Here is a 17,713-nt window from a genome sequence, read left to right on the forward strand (position 1 = left end):
CGCGGTCACCGGATGGCCAGGTTCTCGAGGTAGCTCTGCACGTTCCGGCGGGTCTCCGGGACGCTGTCGCCACCGAACTTCTCGCCCACGGCGTCGGCCAGGACGAGGGCGACCATGGCTTCGGCGACGATGCCCGCGGCCGGGACCGCGCAGACGTCGGAGCGCTGGTGGTGGGCCTTGGCGGCCTCGCCGGTGGCGACGTCGATGGTGGCCAGCGCGCGCGGCACGGTGGCGATCGGCTTCATCGCGGCGCGGACGCGCAGCAGCTCACCGGTGGTCAGACCGCCCTCGGTGCCACCGGAGCGGCCGGTGGAGCGGCGGATGCCGTCCTCGGTGTGGACGATCTCGTCGTGGGCCTGGGAACCGGGCACCCGGGCCAGGTCGAAGCCGTCGCCGACCTCGACGCCCTTGATGGCCTGGATGCCCATGAGCGCGGCCGCGAGCCGGGCGTCGAGACGACGGTCCCAGTGCACGTGCGAGCCGAGGCCCACCGGTACGCCGTACGCGAGCACCTCGACGACGCCGCCGAGCGTGTCGCCGTCCTTGTGGGCCTGGTCGATCTCGGCGACCATCGCCTTCGAGGTGTCGGCGTCGAGGCAGCGCACGGGGTCGGCGTCCAGCCTCTCCACGTCGGAAGGCTTCGGGTAGACGCCGTACGGCGCCTTGGCCGCGGCCAGTTCGACGACGTGGGAGACGATCTCGATCCCGGCCGTCTCCTTCAGGTACGAGCGGGCGACGGCGCCGAGCGCGACGCGGGCCGCGGTCTCGCGGGCTGAGGCGCGCTCCAGGATCGGCCGGGCCTCGTCGAAGCCGTACTTCTGCATGCCGGCGAGGTCGGCGTGGCCGGGCCGGGGGCGGGTCAGCGGGGCGTTGCGGGCGAGGTCGGCGAGGATCTCCGGGGCGACCGGGTCGGCCGCCATGACCTGCTCCCACTTGGGCCACTCGGTGTTGCCGACCATGACGGCGACCGGGGAGCCGAGGGTCAGACCGTGCCGGACGCCGCCGAGGAAGGTGACCTCGTCACGCTCGAACTTCATCCGGGCACCGCGTCCATAACCCAGGCGCCGCCGGGCGAGGTGGTCCGCCACCATCTCCGTGGTGATCGGGACGCCGGCGGGAAGGCCCTCCAGCGTCGCGACAAGTGCGGGACCGTGGGACTCCCCCGCGGTCAACCAGCGCAACCTGCTCAACGGTGCTCCTCATGCTCGCGCCCTGGTACTGCTGCTGCGTACACGCGTCCTCGTGCACGGCGACGGCGCGACCGGGTGCGCGGCCCTGGCCCGCCGCCTCCGATCCTCCCACGTTCGGGGGCGGGAACCGGCCGCAGGTCCATCAGGCGGACGCACCGGGCCGGGTCGCGTCGTCCCGCGTAGGCCCCCAGGGACGCCTGGCCGGGCCCGTCCGGGGGTCTCGGCGCCCGGCTCCGCGGAGGTGTCCGGGTCGTCACGAGAAGTGTCACCCCGTGCCGCCGCGCCGGACCGGGGTCGCCTACCGGGCCGCCAGCGCGTGTTCGCCCGCCTTGCGCATGGCACCGAGCGGCGCGGGCGTCCGCCCGGTCATCTGCTCGACCTGGAGCACCGCCTGGTGCACAAGCAGGTCGAGTCCGCCGACCACGGCTCCGCCGTACGCCGACCAGCGCGCCGCCAGAGCGGTCGGCCAGGGGTCGTACAGCACGTCGAAGAGGGTCGCGGGGCGCTCCGGGACGGCGGCGGCCAGGGCGTCCGTGGTCCCCGCCGGAGTCGTGGCGATCACCAGCGGTGCCCGCAGGGCCCGCTCCGCGTCCGCCCAGTCCTCGGTGCGCACCTCGATGTCGAGCCGCTCGCCCCACTGCCGCATCTCGGCGGCCCGCTCCTTGCTGCGGACGTACGCGACGACCTCGCCGGTACAGATGCGCGCGAGAGCGGCCAGCGCGGAGGAGGCGGTGGCGCCGGCACCGAGTACGGCTGCCGAGTCGACCTGCTCGATGCCGCGCTCGCGCAGCGCGGCGACCATCCCGGGGATGTCGGTGTTGTCGCCGACGCGCCGCCCGTCCTCGGTGAACACGACGGTGTTGACCGCCTCGACGGAGGCGGCCGTCTCGCTGATCTCGTCGACCAGCGGCATCACGGCCCGCTTCAGCGGCATGGTCAGCGACAGCCCGGCCCACTCCGGTCCGAGGCCCTCGAAGAACCCGGGCAGCGCCTTCTCGTCGACGTCGAAGCGGTCGTACGTCCAGTCCCCGAGGCCCAGCTCCCGGTACGCGGTCCGGTGCAGCACCGGAGAGAGGGAGTGAGCGATCGGGGAACCGAGCACGGCGGCCCGGCGGGCATCAGTCGCCCGAGCTGTCATTGAACTTTTCCTTGAGCCTCTCGAATTCGGCGTTCGTCTTGGCGAATTCGGTATTGCTCTTACCGTCGGTCGCCACGAAGTACATCCAGCCGTCCTTCGTCGGGTTGAACACCGCCCGGAACGCGTCGTCACCCGGGTTGCCGATCGGACCCGGCGGCAGACCCCTGTGGAAGTACGTGTTGTACGGGTCCGGGTTGCTGTTGATCTCGGACTCGCCGATGTGGATCTTGCTCTGGTTGTTCAGGTAGTTGAAGGTCGAGTCGAACTGCAGCTTCTGGTTGGTCTCGGTGTTGGTGGACTTCAGCCGGTTGTAGACGACCTCGGCCATCTTCCGGTAGTCGTCGGGCGTCTTGCCTTCGGCCTGGACAAGGCTCGCGACCGTGACCACCTGCAGCGGATCATCGAGTTTGAGGGCCTTCGCCTTGGCCTCGAGTTCCATCGCCGCGTACTTCTTGTTGGCCTGCGCGACCATGCTCTTCAGCACGGCCTCGGGCTTCATGCCCTTGGCCGCGGGATACGTCAGCGGGTAGAGGAATCCTTCCAGCGGATCCTTTATGTCCTTGTCGGTGTTCGCCCACTTCGGGAGCCCCAGGCTCTTGTATTCCTTCTTCGCCACCTTGGCGGTGGTGCCGGCGGCAAGGCCGAGCTTGGTGTCGATCCGTTCGTACACCTGGGCATTGCGGAAACCAGGAGGCACGACCACGTTGTTCTGGCTCTTGGGGTCGAGCATCAACGCGACGGCGCTCGCGGCCGACATCTCCTTCCGGAGGAGATAGGCACCCGCTTGAATGGACTTGCCCTTGGGGTTCTCCGCCTGTGCGGAGACGAAGGCGTCCACGCTCTTGACGACACCGAGTTCCTTGAGCTTCTGGCCGATCACGTAGCCGCCGGCGCCCTTGGGAATCTCGACGGCGACCTGCCCCGTGCCCTCGCCCGAGTAGTCGGGAGCGGAGCCGAAACGATTTTGGTAATACTGATATCCGAAATAGCCGGCTCCGGCGAGGCCGCCTCCGAAGACCATGACGACCACCAGGCAGGCGCAGCCGCTGCGGCGTTTCTTCTTGCCCGTGCCGCCGCCCCGGCCCTTGCGGTCACCGCGGCCCCGGCGGCCCTTCGGGTCGTCATCGTCGTCGTCGAAGTCGTCATCGTCGTCGCCACCGGCGAAGAACGCGTGCTCGCCCTGGTCCGGTCCCGGGTCCCAGTCCGTCTTGGGCTCGGGTTCGGGCTCACGCTCCGGCTCCGGCTCGGCGCGGCGCCGGGCGGGCGGCTCGGGCGGCGGGTAGGCGTCGGGGGTGCCGTAGTAGTCGGGCTGCTCACCGGCGTACTGGCCCGCGTAGGGGTCGGCCGGGTCGGCGGCGTACGGCACCTGAGGCTGTGCCCCGGTGTTCCAGCCGCTGTCGGCGTACTGCTGCTGCCCACCCTGGGACGGGTACTGCTGCTGGCCCTGACCGGGGTACTGCTGCTGACCTTGACCGGGGTACTGCTGCCGGCCCTGGTCCGGATACCCCTGCCGGCCCTGGCCGGGGTACTGCTGCTGACCCTGGTACTGCTGCTGCCCCTGACCGGGGTACTGCTGCTGACCTTGACCGGGGTACTGCTGCTGACCTTGACCGGGGTACTGCTGCTGACCTTGACCGGGGTACTGCTGCTGACCTTGACCGTTGTACTGCTGCTGGCCCTGACCGGGGTACTGCTGCTGCTGACCCGTGCCCCATTCGCCCTGCTGCGCCTGCTGCTGCGGATAGTGCTGCGGCTGGCCGCCGTCGTAGGCGGACTGGCCGTCGGCGGCCTGTCCGCCCCATCCGACGTCCCCGTACAACGGGTCCTCCGGATGCCACGGTTCGGAGCCTGGGCCCCGGCCATACTCAGTCATCGATCCCCTACGAGCCGCGAGCCGGCAGCGGCCGGCTCCTATGGCCCGGCTCCCGTCCGCCTCTTTACTGTGCGAGGGCTGTTCGAACGCCACCGCATCGGGCGGAACGTTACCGTATCGCGATCACATGACCACTTCGACGCCCTCGCCGGGAGACTTGCCTGACATCCGTTCGGATTCCAGGGCCTGCTGGAGAATGATGACAGCAGCGGCCTGGTCGATCACCGACCGGCCCTTCTTCGATTTCACGCCGGAGGCACGCAGGCCCTGACTGGCCGTGACCGTGGTCATCCGCTCGTCCACGAGCCGCACCGGCACGGGAGCGATCCCGGCCGCGAACTCCTGGGCGAAGGCGCGGACCTTGACCGCGGCAGGACCCTCGCCGCCCTTGAGGGAGCGAGGGAGCCCGACGACGACCTCGATCGGCTCGTACTCCTCGACGAGCTGCCTCAACCGGCGGTGGGCGGCCGGGATGTCACGTCCCGGGACCGTCTCCACCGGTGTCGCGAGGATCCCGTCGGGGTCGCACGAGGCGACCCCGATCCGGGCGTCCCCGACGTCGATCGCGAGCCGACGTCCTCTGCGCATGTCCGCGGCCTCTACTTGGCCGTCTCGGCGACGAGGCGCTGGACCGCGTCGATGGCCTCGCCGACGGCGGCGGGGTTCTGGCCGCCGCCCTGGGCGACGTCCGGCTTGCCGCCACCGCCGCCGCCGAGGGTCTTGGCGGCGGCGCGGACCAGCTCGCCGGCCTTCAGACCGCGCTCACGGGCGCCCTCGTTGGTGGCGATGACCGTCAGCGGCTTGCCGCCCGCGACCGTGAACAGGGCCACCACGGCGGCACGTCCGCCCTGGATGCGGCCGCGTACGTCGAGGACCAGCTTGCGCAGGTCGTCGGCGCCCGTGCCGTCCGGGACCTGGCCGGTGACCAGGGCGACGCCGTTGACGTCCTTGGCGGACTCGACGAGGCCGGCGGCGGCCTGGAGGACCTTCTCCGCGCGGAACTTCTCGATCTCCTTCTCGGCGTCCTTCAGCTTGCCGAGCATGGCGGAGACCTTCTCCGGAAGCTCCTCGGGGCGGCCCTTGACCAGTTCCTGGAGCTGGGCGACGACCGTGTGCTCACGGGCGAGGAAGTTGTAGGCGTCGACGCCGACCAGGGCCTCGATGCGCCGCACCCCGGAACCGATGGACGATTCGCCGAGCAGCTTGACCAGGCCGAGCTGGGAGGTGTTGTGCACGTGGGTGCCGCCGCACAGCTCCTTGGAGAAGTCGCCGATGGTCACGACGCGGACGCGCTCGCCGTACTTCTCGCCGAACTCGGCGATGGCGCCCTGCTTCTTGGCCTCGTCCAGGCTCAGGATCTCGGCGTGCACGTCCAGGTCGCGGGCGAGCACCTCGTTGATCTGCTGCTCGACATCGGTCATCACGGCCGTCGGGACGGCGGACGGGGAGCCGAAGTCGAAGCGGAAGCGGCCGGGCTGGTTCTCGGAACCGGCCTGGGCGGCCGTCGGGCCGAGAGCGTCGCGCAGCGCCTGGTGCGTGAGGTGCGTGGCCGAGTGGGCGCGGGCGATGGCCGTACGACGGCGTACGTCGATGGTGGCCTGGGCCTTGGCGCCGACGGTGACCTCGCCGACCTGGACGACGCCCTTGTGGACGTACACGCCCGGGACGGGCTTCTGGCAGTCGCGGATCTCGATGACGGCACCGGTGTCGACGCGGAGGCGGCCCGTGTCACCGATCTGGCCACCGCCCTCGGCGTAGAACGGGGTGCGGTCGAGGACGATCTCGACCTCGTCGCCCTCGGTGGCGGCCGGGGAGGAGACGCCGTCGACGAGGATGCCGACGACCGTGGACTCGGCCTCGGTGCGGTCGTAGCCGATGAAGTCGGTCTCGCCGGCGGCGTCGGCGATCTGACGGTAGGCGCCGAGATCGGCGTGGCCGGTCTTCTTGGCGCGGGCGTCGGCCTTGGCCTTGTCCCGCTGCTCCTTCATCAGGCGGCGGAAGCCGTCCTCGTCCACCGACAGGCCCTGTTCGGCGGCCATTTCGAGGGTGAGGTCGATCGGGAAGCCCCACGTGTCGTGGAGCAGGAAGGCCTTGTCGCCGGCGAGGACCGTGCCGCCGGACTCCTTGGTGTCGGTGATGGCCGTGTCGAGGATGTTCGTGCCGGCCTTCAGCGTCTTGAGGAAGGCGGCCTCCTCGGCGAGGGCCACGGTCTCGATCCGCTGCCGGTCGCTGACGAGCTCCGGGTACTGCTGGCCCATCATCGCGATCACGACGTCGATGAGGTCCTTGACGACGGGACCGGTGGCGCCGAGCAGGCGCATGTTGCGGATGGCGCGGCGCATGATGCGGCGCAGCACATAGCCGCGACCCTCGTTGCCGGGGCTCACGCCGTCGCCGATGAGCATCACGGAGGTGCGCATGTGGTCGGTGACCACGCGCAGCGAGACGTCGGAGTCGTGGGCGGCGCCGTACTCGACGCCCGTCAGCTCGGTGGCCTTGTTGATGACGGCCATGGAGGTGTCGATCTCGTACATGTTCTGCACACCCTGCAGAATCATGGCGAGGCGTTCCATGCCGAGGCCGGTGTCGATGTTCTTGCTGGGCAGGTCGCCGAGGATCTCGAAGTCGTCCTTCGAGGTGCCCTCGCCGCGCTCGTACTGCATGAAGACCAGGTTCCAGATCTCCACGTACCGCTCGTCGTTGACGGCCGGGCCGCCCTCGACGCCGAACTCGGGGCCGCGGTCGTAGTTGATCTCGGAACACGGGCCGCAGGGGCCGGGGACGCCCATGGACCAGTAGTTGTCCTTCTTGCCCAGGCGCTGGATGCGCTCGGCCGGGACGCCGATCTTGTCGCGCCAGATGGTCTCGGCCTCGTCGTCGTCGAGGTAGACCGTGATCCACAGGCGCTCGGGGTCGAGGCCGTAACCACCCTTGTCCTGGGGCGAGGTGAGCAGCTCCCAGGCGTAGGTGATGGCGCCTTCCTTGAAGTAGTCGCCGAAGGAGAAGTTGCCGCACATCTGGAAGAACGTGCCGTGGCGCGTGGTCTTGCCGACCTCTTCGATGTCGGGCGTGCGCACACACTTCTGCACGCTGGTGGCGCGCGCCCAGGGAGCCTTGACCTCACCGAGGAAGTACGGCTTGAAGGGGACCATGCCGGCGGGGACCAGGAGCAGAGTCGGGTCGTCCGCGATGAGCGACGCCGAAGGGACGACGGTGTGACCGCGCTCCTCGTAGAAGCTCAACCAGCGGCGGCGGATTTCAGCCGACTCCATCAGTGGTCCTCATTCCGGTTGTACGTGTACGTCGTGTTCTCGATGTACTTGATCTGCTTGTCGTTGCCGAGCTGCTTGCCGTCGCCGATCACGGCGACACGGCGCTGCGCCGGCAGTTCGGGGTCCGGGCGCTCGTTCAGACCGAGCACCTCGCCGAGTTCGGCCTCTCGCTGGGCCATCCCGTCGCGGACGTCGAGCGCGAACTCCTTGAGCCGATGGCCCGCGTCGATCGCCTTGTTGGCGGCCTGCGCCGCGAGGCTCTCGGGGGTCAGCTTCTTGAGCTTGCGGTTGACCTTGGTGGTGGCCCATACACCCGCGGCTGCGCCTGCGGTGAACCAGAACGTACGGCGGAACATCGCTGCGTCAGTCCTTCTTCCGCTTTCCCCGCCGCGCGGACGGGACGGTGCGGCCCACGATCACGGTACGCCGGGACGCTTTGTCGGGCACATTCTCACGACGGCCTCCGATGGCCCGGCGCACGCCGTAGCCGAACGCCGCGACCTTGACCAGCGGGCCGCCGAACGTGGAGGCGACGGTCGTCGACAGCGCGGACGCGTTCGACGTGACCTCCTGGACGTCCGACGCGATGGCGTCGACGCGCTCGATCTGCGTCTGCGCGGAGCGCACCGCCGCCGAGGCGTCCGCCAGGAGCGGGACGGCCTGGTCGGTCACGTCCGCCACGAGCTTGGTGGTCGCCCTGAGCGTCTGGGCCAGCCTCGCCAGCGCGACGGCGAGGAAGGAGACCAGGATCGCCCAGAAGACGGCCACCAGAATCCCGGCCACCTCACCACCGGACACTGTTGCACCCGCTCCCTGCGTGCCTGAACATCGAAAAGTCGTCCCCCGACCCTATCGCGCCGGGGCCGCCGCTCCGTACCGCATTAACGGCGCCGGGGCGTGGACTTGCCCGAAGCGATTGTACGGAGTGCTAGCAGGCCAGTACGCTCCGTATTTCATGACGCGTTCTCACCGCGCCCGGTCCTCCGGTCCTGCGGAACCCGGCAATCTGCCCCTGGAACTCGACGCGTTCGTAGGGCGCTCCACGGAACTCGCGCGGCTGGCCGAGGTGCTGAAGACGGTCCGCCTGGTCACCGTGACCGGTATGGGAGGCGTCGGCAAGTCACGGTTCGCGGCGCACGCGGCGGCGCGGACGGACGGACGCGACGGTGTGTGGCGCGTGGACCTCTCCGCGGTGCACGACCAGGAACTCGTCGAGTACGCGGTGGTCGAGGCGCTCGGACTGACGGACCACACGGCGAAGTCCCCGCGGCAGGTGCTGCTCGACCATCTCGCCGGACGGCGGCTCCTCCTCGTCCTGGACGGTTTCGAGCACCTGGTGGAGGTGAGCGCCTCGCTGGTGGGCGAGCTGCTGCGGCGGTCGCCCGGACTGCGGGTGCTGGCGGTCGGCCGCAGACCGCTGGACATCGCGGGTGAACGGGTGTTCCCGCTGGCTCCGCTGGCCGCGGCGGAGGCGGCGGAGCTGTTCGCGGACCGGGCGGCGGCGCGGGTGCCCGGGTTCACGCTGGACGAGGGGAACCGGTCCGACGTGCGGGAACTGTGCCGGCGCCTGGACGGAATCCCGCTGGCACTGGAACTGGCGGCCGGACGTCTCAGCGCCCTCTCCCCCGCTCAGCTGCTCGCCCGGCTGGAGGACCGGTTCCGGCTGCTCACCGGTGGGGGGCGTGACACGCCGCCCCGGCACCAGACGCTGCGGACGGCGATCGGCTGGAGCCATGAACTGTGCACGCCGGAGGAACGGCTGCTGTGGTCACGGCTCTCGGTGTTCGCCGGGCAGTTCGACCTGGAGGCCGCCGAGTACGTGTGCAGCGGGGACGGACTGCCCGCCGACGACGTTCTCGACGTGCTCGGCGCCCTGCTCGCCCAGTCGGTGCTGTCGCGCGAGGAGACGGCGGCGGGCGTGCGCTACCGGATGCTGGACACGGTCCGCGCCTACGGCGCGGACTGGCTGGCGGCGACGGGCGACGCCGAGCGGCTGAGCCGCCGCCACCGCGACTGGTACATGGGCCTGGCCACCTGGTGCGAGCTCGACTGGTTCTCGCCGCGGCAGCGCGAGGTGGCGGTCCGCGTCGAGACGGAGCTGCCCAATCTGCGCTGCGCGCTGGAGTACTCGCTCACGGAGCCGGACGAGGCGCATCTGGGCCAGTACCTGGCGGGCGCCCTGTGGTTCTACTGGGTCGGCTGCGGCCGGCTCTCGGAGGGCCGGCACTGGCTGGAGCGCAGTGTCGAACTCGACGGCGACCGTGATCAGTCGCGGCTGAAGGCCCTGTGGGTGCTCGGCTATGTGGCGGTCCTTCAGGGCGACGCGGTGCCCGCGCTGTCCGCGCTCCAGGAGTGCCGCGAGGAGGCGGAACGCTCCGAGAACGCCGTCGCGGTCGCCTACGCCGAGCATCGCACCGGCTGCCTGGCCCTGGTCACGGACGACATGACGCGCGCCGAGACGCTGCTGCGTTCGGCGCTGGACCGCTATCACGAGATCGGCGAGCTCAACAGCAATGTGCTGATGGGCCAGGTCGAGCTGGCGATGGCGCTCGCCTTCCAGGGCGATCTGCCGGGCGCGGTGAAGCTGTGCGAGGACGTCCGCCGGGTCTGCGAGGACCACGGGGAACGCTGGGCGCTGGCGTACGCGCTGTACGTCCTGGCGTACGAGGCGCAGGTCGGTGGCGATCAGGTCCGTGCCCGCGATCTCCTGCGGCAGAGCCTCGGGATCGCGCACACCTTCCACGATCTGCTCGGTGCCGTCCTCGCGGTGGAACTGCTCGCCCTGGTCACGGCGGTGGACGGCGATCCCGCGGAGGCCGCGCTCCTCCAGGGGGCGGCATCGCGGATGTGGCCGTCGGTGGGCCTGCCGCTGTTCGGCTCGGCGTACTACAACGCGCCGCACGACCGCTGCGCGGCGCTGGCCCGGGAGCGGCTCGGCGACGAGCGGTACGCGGAGTGCGTGCGGGCGGGAGAGCTGCTCGGGCAGGACGCTGCGGTCGCCCGCGCGCTCGGCGGGGCCGGGGCTCTGCCGCTCGGGGCGGTGCCATCGCCGCGCAGGCTGCCGCCGGACATGCGAAAGCCCGCCGTCTCGCCCACCTCGAAGGGCGGGGAGACGACGGGCTGACGCTGACGCGCAGGTGGTGCTACGTCCGCCGGAAGAAGATCAGCGGGCGTAGTACTCGACGACGAGCTGCTCGTCGCAGATCACCGGGATCTCCTTGCGGTTCGGCTCACGGTCCAGGCGGAACGCCAGGGCCGGGAGGTTCACCTGGAGGTAGCGCGGGGTCTCGCCGTCGGGGGCGAAGCCGCCCGCGCGGGAAACCTCGAACAGCGTCTTGCTGCGGCTGCGCTCGCGGACCATCACGACGTCGTCGGGACGGACACGGAACGACGGCTTGTCGACCTTGCCGCCGTTGACCTCGATGTGGCCGTGGACGACCATCTGGCGGGCCTGGTAGATCGTGCGGGCGATGCCCGAACGAAGGACCAGCGCGTCGAGACGACGCTCCAGCTCGATGACCAGAGCCTCACCGGTCTTGCCCTGCGTCTTGGCGGCACGCTCGTAGGCGCGGACGAGCTGGCGCTCGGACACGTCGTACTGCGCGCGCAGACGCTGCTTCTCCAGCAGACGGACCTTGTAGTCCGAGTTCTGCTTGCGGCCGCGGCCGTGCTCGCCCGGCGGGTAGGGGCGGGCCTCGAAGTACTTGACGGCCTTCGGGGTCAGCGCGATACCGAGCGCACGCGACTTCTTGACCTTGGGGCGGGACTGGTTCGCCATGAACCAAACACCTCATGTTTCTGATGCGAATACGGCTTCACCAGGGTTAGGGGAGGTCGCAATCCGCAGCCCGGGAAACCCTCCTCGCCGCCGTGGAGAACCACGTGGACGGGGCGGGCAGCCGCTCCTGGGTCTGGGCACATAAGTGCAGCACGCGAGTGGCCCACCGACCGGTCCCGGAAACCCGGGTGGTGATGGGCTGCCCGCGACACCTTCGACGGTGCGCGACGCTCCTGGAATCCCCCCGTGGAGGCGGGGGCTCCGGCTGGATGTCCCGTTCTGGTGGTGCCGACCGGAGCCGGACACGGGACTCAGCGCTTCGAGACATCGTACAGGGTGCTCAGGAGCGTCCTCTACCGAGGCGCTTCCTGGTCCACTCCACCGCGTCGGCGTAGCGCGCCTCGGAGCCGTGCCGGGTCGGTGTGTAGTACTCCCGGTCCTTGAGCTCTTCCGGCGCGTACTGCTGGGCGGCGATGCCTTCCGGCAGGTCGTGCGGATACACGTACCCCTGGGCGTGCCCGAGCTTGGCCGCGCCTTTGTAGTGCCCGTCGCGCAGATGCGTGGGCACCGGACCGGCGTGGCCCTTGCGCACGTCCTCCATCGCGGCGCCGATCGCCATGGTCGCCGCGTTGGACTTCGGGGCCAGGGCGAGGGCGATCGTGGCGTGGCTGAGGGTGAGCGCCGCCTCGGGGAAGCCGATCATCGCGACGGCCTGGGCGGCGGCGACGGCTATGGGCAGGGCGTTCGGGTCGGCCAGGCCGATGTCCTCGCTGGCGGAGATCATCAGGCGGCGGGCGATGAAGCGGGGGTCCTCGCCCGCCTCGATCATCCGGGCCAGGTAGTGCAGGGCGGCGTCCACGTCGGAGCCGCGGATGGACTTGATGAGCGCGCTGGCCACGTCGTAGTGCTGGTCGCCGTCGCGGTCGTACTTCACGGCGGCGCGGTCGACCGTCTCCTCCAGCGTCTGGAGGGTGATCTCCGGCTCGCCCTTGTCGAGTGCCGCGCCGGCCGCGGCCTCCAGGGCGGTCAGGGCGCGGCGGGCGTCGCCGCCGGCGATCCGCAGCAGGTGTTCCTCGGCGTCCCCGGGGAGGGCGACGGCGTCCTTGAGACCGCGCTCGTCGGCGAGCGCCCGGCGCAGCAGGCCGCGCAGGTCGTCGTCGGTGAGGGGTTCGAGGGTGAGGAGCAGGGAGCGGGAGAGCAACGGCGAGATCACCGAGAAGTACGGGTTCTCGGTGGTCGCGGCGATCAGCGTCACCCAGCGGTTCTCCACGGCCGGGAGCAGGGAGTCCTGCTGGGCCTTGCTGAAGCGGTGGATCTCGTCCAGGAAGAGGACGGTCTCCTTGCCGTAACCGCCGGTGGCGCGGCGGGCGCCGTCGATCACCGCGCGCACTTCCTTGACACCCGCGGTGATCGCGGAGAGCTCCACGAAGCGTTTGTCGGTGGCCTTGGAGACGACATACGCGAGGGTCGTCTTGCCGGTGCCCGGCGGGCCCCAGAGGATCACCGAGGACGGTCCGGCGGGGCCGCCGCTGCCCTCGGCGACGAGTCTGCGCAGGGGCGAGCCCGGCTTCAGCAGATGCTGCTGCCCCACGACTTCGTCGAGGGTGCGCGGGCGCATCCGCACCGCCAGGGGACTGCTGGACGGGTCCTTCTCCTGGCGTTCTTCTGCTGCGGCGGTGAACAGGTCGGGCTCCACGTCCGAAACCCTATGTCACGGGACTGACAATCCCCGCGGGGCCGTCAGCTGGTCCAGAAGTCCCACCAGCGGGTCAGGATCAGCACCCCGATGATGCCGATGTGCAGCGTCGGCAGGACCCAGGTGAACTCGCCGAAGAAGCTCTTGGCCCAGCGCGGGGCGGGCAGGAAGCCGTTACGGACGTTGAAGGAGGTCACGTACCAGAACATGATGATCGTGGCGACCCAGGCGAGGCTGCACCACAGGCACAGGGAGTTGATCCGGTACAGCGACTGGAACTGGAGCCAGGTGCAGAATCCGACGCCGAAGAGCGTGCCCGCGTTGAAGGTCAGCCAGTACCAGCGCGGGAAGGTGGCCCGGGCGAGCAGGCTCACACCGACGCAGATGACGATGCCGTAGGCGACGAGACCCAGCATGGGGTTGGGGAACCCGAAGGCCGAGGCCTGGTCGCTCTTCATGATGTTGCCGCAGGAGACGACCGGGTTCAGGCTGCATCCCGGGACGAAGTTCGGGTTCTCCAGCAGCTTGAACTTGTCGATCGTGATGACCCACGCGGCCAGGAGACCGGCCGCGCCCGTGATCACCAGCAGCAGGGCGAGGGCACGGCTGCCGCCGGCCGTCCGCGCGGCGGCGGGGCGTTCCTGGTCGGTCGGGGCGTCCTTGACTGTCGTCTTGCTCATCACGCCGTTTCCGTAGCTTCGAAGGGGCCTGCGGGGCAGGCTCATTGTGCCGCACGCGCCCGCTTGTCCACCGTTCGGTGGACATAAGAAGGTACGTACGGTCGTCCCGGAGCGTTCGGTTCGGCGGGAGGCTCGCCGTCATGACAACAGACGCGGACCGGCTCGCGGTGGACGTACGGGGGCTGCGCAAGCAGTACGGGGACGTGACCGCCGTCGACGGCATCGATCTCGGCATCCGGCGGGGCGAGGTGTTCGGCCTGCTCGGACCGAACGGGGCGGGCAAGAGCACCACCGTGGAGATCCTCCAGGGCAACCGCCGGCGGGACGCGGGCGAGGTCACCGTGCTCGGCTCGGACCCGGCGACCGCCACGCGCGCGTGGCGGTCTCGTGTCGGAATCGTCTGGCAGGACGAATCCGCGCCCGCCGAGTTGACGGTGGGCGAGACGGTGCGGCATTTCTCCCGCTATTACCCGAATCCTCGTGATCCGGAGGACGTCATCGGCCTGGTCGGTCTGGAGGAGAAGGCGGGCAGCAGGATCAAGTCGCTCTCGGGCGGTCAGCGGCGACGGCTCGATGTGGCCCTCGGCGTGATCGGAGGCCCCGAACTCCTCCTCCTGGACGAGCCGACGACGGGCTTCGACCCCGCGGCGCGACGGCAGTTCTGGGACCTGATCCGCAAGCTGGCCGACGAGGGCACGACGATCCTCCTGACCACGCACTACCTGGAGGAGGCGGAGGCCCTCGCGGACCGGCTGGCGGTCGTCGCGCGGGGCCGCGTCGTCGCCGAGGGCGAACCGGCCGCGCTCCGCGAGCGCTTCGGCACCGGGGCCACGGTCGAGTGGACGGAGGCCGACGGCAGCCCGCGCAGCGAACGCACGGACACCCCCACCAGGACCGTCGCCACCCTCACGCACCGCTTCGACGGGGAGATCCCCGGGCTCCGGGTGAGCCGCCCCACCCTTGAGGACGTCTATCTGCGACTGACCGGCCTGGAGGACGCGCGATGACCACCACCGACGTACGCGTGCGCACGAAGACCACGGCGGGCAGGCTGCCCGGCGCCTGGGGGCTGGGGCTGCGGCGCGGCGCTCTGGAGATCAGACAGTTCTTCCGGCAGCGCGACCAGGTGATGTTCACCTTCGCCTTCCCGGTCGTCTTCCTGTTCCTGTTCGCGTCGATCTTCAGCGACGACGTGGCGGGCGCGGGCATCACCGCCTCCCAGCTGTACGTCCCGGCGATGATGGCCGCGGGCATCATGTCGACCAGCTTCCAGTCCCTCGGCATCTCGATCGCGATCGAGCGGGACGAGAAGGTGCTGCGCCGGCTGCGCGGGACGCCGATGCCGCCCGCCGCGTACTTCCTCGGCAAGATCTGGCTGGTTCTCGCCACGGGCGCCCTGGAGACGGCGATCCTGCTCGTCGTCGGCACCACGCTCTACGACGTCGACCTGCCCTCGGACCCCGGCAAGTGGGCGGACTTCGCCTGGATCTTCGTCCTGGGGCTCACGGCCTGCGCCCTGCTCGGCATCGCGATCAGTTCGGTCCCGAAGTCGGGCAAGAGCGCCACGTCGGTGGTCGTCCTGCCCTTCCTGGTCCTCCAGTTCATCTCCGGCGTCTACATCGCCATCGACACCATCCCGGACTGGATGCTGAACATCGGCGCGTTGTTCCCCCTCAAGTGGATGTGCCAGGGGCTGCGCGGGGTGTTCCTGCCCGAGTCCGCCCAGGTCCTCGAACAGGCGGGCGGCTGGGAGTTCGGGCGGATCGCCCTGGTGCTCGGGGCATGGTGCGTCGGAGGATTGCTGCTGTGCCTGCTGACCTTCCGGTGGAAGAACCGGCGCGACGGATGAGGACTCCGGCCGCGCGCCCCGAGTCGGTGCCGGACGCGGTGCGTTCGGCACCGGAGCCGAGCGGGGCTCCCGCGCGCGCCACGTCGGGCGGGGCCCGGCCGGTGCCGGGCCGGGAGCAGCCCGTGCCGGTGCCGGGCCAGGAGCAGCCCGTGCCGGTACCTGGCGGGACCCCGGCAGGTACGGTGCCGGGCGGGACCCCGGCAGGTCCGGTGCCGGGCGCGGCCCGCGCTTCGAACACCTGGGAGCTCTCGTTCCGGCTCTGGGACTCGTACTTCGCGATCGTGTGGGTGGCCACCCTGGTGTTCGTGCTCGGCACGGCGCACCCGGGGCTGCGCGTCCGTCTCGCGGCCGGCGGGCTGCTTCTGCTGCTGATCCCGTGGTACCTGCTGGTCGGGCGCCCCGTCCTCACGGCCGACGAGCCCGGCGAGCGCCGCGCTCTCGGCTACATCGCGGGCGCGTTCCTGCTGTTCCTGCCGCCCGGGGTGCTGGTGGGCGAGACCCGTCTGATGACCTTCGCGCTCATCCCCCAGTGCTTCATCGCCCTGCGGCTGCGCCGGGCGTTCGCCGCCACGACCCTCATCAACATCGCGCCGGTGGCGGGCTGGGCCCTGCTGTGGCGGCCCGACGGGCAGGATCTCTTCTTCAACACGGTCTTCGCCGTGGTCACCCTCGTGTTCTCGACGGCCCTGGGCAGCTGGATCATCCGCATCATGGAGCAGAGCCGCGAACGGGCCGAGCTGATCACAGAGTTGGACGCCGGCCGCCACGAGATCGCCCGGCTCTCGGCCGCGCACGGGGCACTGGCCGAGCGCGAACGGTTCTCCCGGGAGATCCACGACACGCTCGCGCAGGGATTCACCAGCCTGTTGATGCTGGTCCAGGCCGTCGAGGCCGAGCTCGACCACGATCTGCCGCAGGCCCGCCGCCATCTGGCCCTCATGAACGAGACCGCCCGGCAGAACCTCGCCGAGGCGCGGGCCCTGGTCACCGGGGGTACGCCCGCCGACCTGGAGGGCGCCACGCTGCCCGACGCGTTGCGCCGGCTGGCCGCCCGTCACACCGCGAGCCTCGAAGTGACCGGCCCGGTACGCCCGCTGCCCGCGGGCCCCGAGGTGGTGATCCTGCGCTCGTGCCAGGAGGCCCTTGCCAACACCCGGAAGCACGCCGGGAGTTCCTCCGCGATCGCCGTCACCCTCGCCTACACCGCCGACTCGCTGGCCCTCTCCGTACGCGACGACGGCCGGGGGTTCGACCCCGCCGTGCCGGTCGGCGGGTACGGGCTGGCCGGGCTGCGCGCGCGGGCCGCCGAGGTGGGCGGTACGGCTCTGATCCGCAGCGCGCCCGGCGACGGCACGACCGTCACCGTGTGCCTGCCCGTCCCCGGGAGTGACGAGTGATCCGGATCATCCTCGCCGACGACCATCCCGTCGTACGCGAAGGGCTGCGCGCGATGCTCAGCGCCGAACCCGATCTCGAGGTGATCGCCGACGCGTCCAGCGGGCCCCGCGCGGAGGCGCTGGCCGCCGAACTCCGGCCCGACATCGTGCTCATGGACCTGCGGATGCCCGAGGGCGGGGGCGTCGACGCGATCGTGCGGATGACGCGGGCCGGGCTGCCCTGCCGGGTCATCGTGCTGACGACGTACGAGACGGACCGGGACATCCTGCGGGCGGTGGAGGCCGGGGCCGCCGGGTATCTGCTGAAGGATCTGCCGCGTGCCGAACTGGCGGACGCCGTACGGGCCGCCGCGCGGGGCGAGACCGTGCTGGCCCCCTCCGTCGCCGCCCGGCTGGTCGACCAGCTCCGCACCAGACCGGAGCGGCCCCGCCTCTCCGAGCGGGAGACCGCGGTGCTGCGGCTGGTCGCCGAGGGCTGCACCAACGCGGAGATCGGACGCCGGCTCTTCATCGGCGAGTCCACCGTGAAGACCCATCTGCTGCGCATCTTCCAGAAGCTGGAAGTGGACGACCGGACGGCCGCGGTGACGAGCGCGATGCGCTTCGGGTTGCTGGAGTGAGGCTCCCCGCCCTGTCCTGCCGTTTCCCCGTAAGCCGGTGGGGCTGAATCCGCCGGCCCCACCGGCGTTCGCGGAGAGGGTCCGGGGTCGAGCCCCCGGGGCCGGACGGACAGCGGAAAGCGTCCGCCCGACACCGGCGGGTCGGCATCACCGAGGCCGGGGCCGCCACCTCCCCGGGAGGACCCGTCGCAAGAGGCGGCCCGACACCTGACCGGGTCGG

The 17,713-nt window shown here is 70.7% G+C and carries 15 protein-coding genes; 5 read left to right on the forward strand and 10 right to left on the reverse strand.

The features are described from left to right. Nucleotides 1–5: 5 nt before the first annotated feature. From aroC to OG788_RS10390, 7 genes are all read right to left on the reverse strand, one after another. Nucleotides 6–1,190 (reverse strand): chorismate synthase, encoded by a 1,185-nt coding sequence (gene aroC, locus OG788_RS10360; RefSeq protein ID WP_351539137.1) that lies wholly within the window; start codon nt 1,188–1,190, stop codon nt 6–8. 298 nt (nt 1,191–1,488) lie between these two features. Next, nucleotides 1,489–2,328 carry a shikimate dehydrogenase gene (locus tag OG788_RS10365; protein ID WP_406370315.1) on the reverse strand — a complete coding sequence of 280 codons (840 nt, stop codon included), beginning with the start codon at nt 2,326–2,328 and terminating at the stop codon, nt 1,489–1,491. After that, a complete protein-coding gene (mltG, locus tag OG788_RS10370; protein WP_406370317.1) occupies nt 2,309–4,201 on the reverse strand; it encodes an endolytic transglycosylase MltG in 1,893 nt (630 codons plus the stop codon). The genes OG788_RS10365 and mltG overlap by 20 nt, the downstream gene beginning before the upstream one ends. A 123-nt stretch (nt 4,202–4,324) precedes the next feature. Next, the gene (gene ruvX, locus OG788_RS10375; RefSeq protein WP_406370318.1) at nt 4,325–4,789 is read right to left on the reverse strand and encodes a Holliday junction resolvase RuvX; all 465 of its coding nucleotides are present in this window, start codon (nt 4,787–4,789) and stop codon (nt 4,325–4,327) included. A gap of 11 nt (nt 4,790–4,800) precedes the next feature. Beyond that, nucleotides 4,801–7,473 carry an alanine--tRNA ligase gene (gene alaS / locus OG788_RS10380; protein ID WP_406370320.1) on the reverse strand — a complete coding sequence of 891 codons (2,673 nt, stop codon included), beginning with the start codon at nt 7,471–7,473 and terminating at the stop codon, nt 4,801–4,803. Then, nucleotides 7,473–7,829: a DUF6167 family protein gene (locus tag OG788_RS10385; protein WP_406370321.1), complete on the reverse strand. Its 357-nt coding sequence runs from the start codon at nt 7,827–7,829 to the stop codon at nt 7,473–7,475. The genes alaS and OG788_RS10385 overlap by 1 nt, the downstream gene beginning before the upstream one ends. A gap of 7 nt (nt 7,830–7,836) precedes the next feature. Then, on the reverse strand, nt 7,837–8,271 hold the full coding sequence (locus OG788_RS10390) for a DUF948 domain-containing protein (protein WP_266756517.1): 435 nt from the start codon (nt 8,269–8,271) through the stop codon (nt 7,837–7,839). Nucleotides 8,272–8,428: 157 nt separating this feature from the next. Here OG788_RS10390 and OG788_RS10395 point away from each other — a divergent pair, with 157 nt between their 5' ends. Then, the gene (locus OG788_RS10395; protein ID WP_406370323.1) at nt 8,429–10,597 is read left to right on the forward strand and encodes an ATP-binding protein; all 2,169 of its coding nucleotides are present in this window, start codon (nt 8,429–8,431) and stop codon (nt 10,595–10,597) included. 39 nt (nt 10,598–10,636) lie between these two features. On the opposite strand, the gene rpsD is transcribed toward OG788_RS10395, so the two are convergent. The 3 genes from rpsD to OG788_RS10410 form a co-directional block, all read right to left on the reverse strand. Beyond that, nucleotides 10,637–11,251 (reverse strand): 30S ribosomal protein S4, encoded by a 615-nt coding sequence (rpsD, locus tag OG788_RS10400; RefSeq protein WP_326788915.1) that lies wholly within the window; start codon nt 11,249–11,251, stop codon nt 10,637–10,639. A 340-nt stretch (nt 11,252–11,591) separates the two neighbouring features. Next, the gene (locus OG788_RS10405; protein WP_351539115.1) at nt 11,592–12,947 is read right to left on the reverse strand and encodes a replication-associated recombination protein A; all 1,356 of its coding nucleotides are present in this window, start codon (nt 12,945–12,947) and stop codon (nt 11,592–11,594) included. Nucleotides 12,948–12,991: 44 nt separating this feature from the next. Next, entirely contained in the window at nt 12,992–13,627 is a 636-nt protein-coding gene (locus OG788_RS10410; RefSeq protein WP_406370325.1) for a vitamin K epoxide reductase family protein, read from the reverse strand. Nucleotides 13,628–13,767: 140 nt separating this feature from the next. Between OG788_RS10410 and OG788_RS10415 the strand changes: the two genes are divergently transcribed. Genes OG788_RS10415 through OG788_RS10430 form a run of 4 tightly spaced genes read left to right on the forward strand, consistent with a single transcriptional unit; the run spans nt 13,768 to nt 17,493 of the window. Further along, nucleotides 13,768–14,634: an ABC transporter ATP-binding protein gene (locus OG788_RS10415; protein ID WP_406370326.1), complete on the forward strand. Its 867-nt coding sequence runs from the start codon at nt 13,768–13,770 to the stop codon at nt 14,632–14,634. Further along, nucleotides 14,631–15,476 carry an ABC transporter permease gene (locus tag OG788_RS10420; protein WP_351557278.1) on the forward strand — a complete coding sequence of 282 codons (846 nt, stop codon included), beginning with the start codon at nt 14,631–14,633 and terminating at the stop codon, nt 15,474–15,476. The genes OG788_RS10415 and OG788_RS10420 overlap by 4 nt, the downstream gene beginning before the upstream one ends. Further along, complete coding sequence (locus OG788_RS10425) at nt 15,473–16,873, forward strand: histidine kinase (RefSeq protein ID WP_406370327.1); 1,401 nt, start codon at nt 15,473–15,475, stop codon at nt 16,871–16,873. Before OG788_RS10420 ends, OG788_RS10425 begins: the two co-directional genes overlap by 4 nt. Next, complete coding sequence (locus OG788_RS10430) at nt 16,870–17,493, forward strand: response regulator (RefSeq protein WP_406370329.1); 624 nt, start codon at nt 16,870–16,872, stop codon at nt 17,491–17,493. Before OG788_RS10425 ends, OG788_RS10430 begins: the two co-directional genes overlap by 4 nt. Nucleotides 17,494–17,713: the final 220 nt, after the last annotated feature.

It is taken from the genome of Streptomyces sp. NBC_00647, assembly GCF_045207245.1.
Classification (GTDB): Bacteria; Actinomycetota; Actinomycetes; order Streptomycetales; family Streptomycetaceae; genus Streptomyces.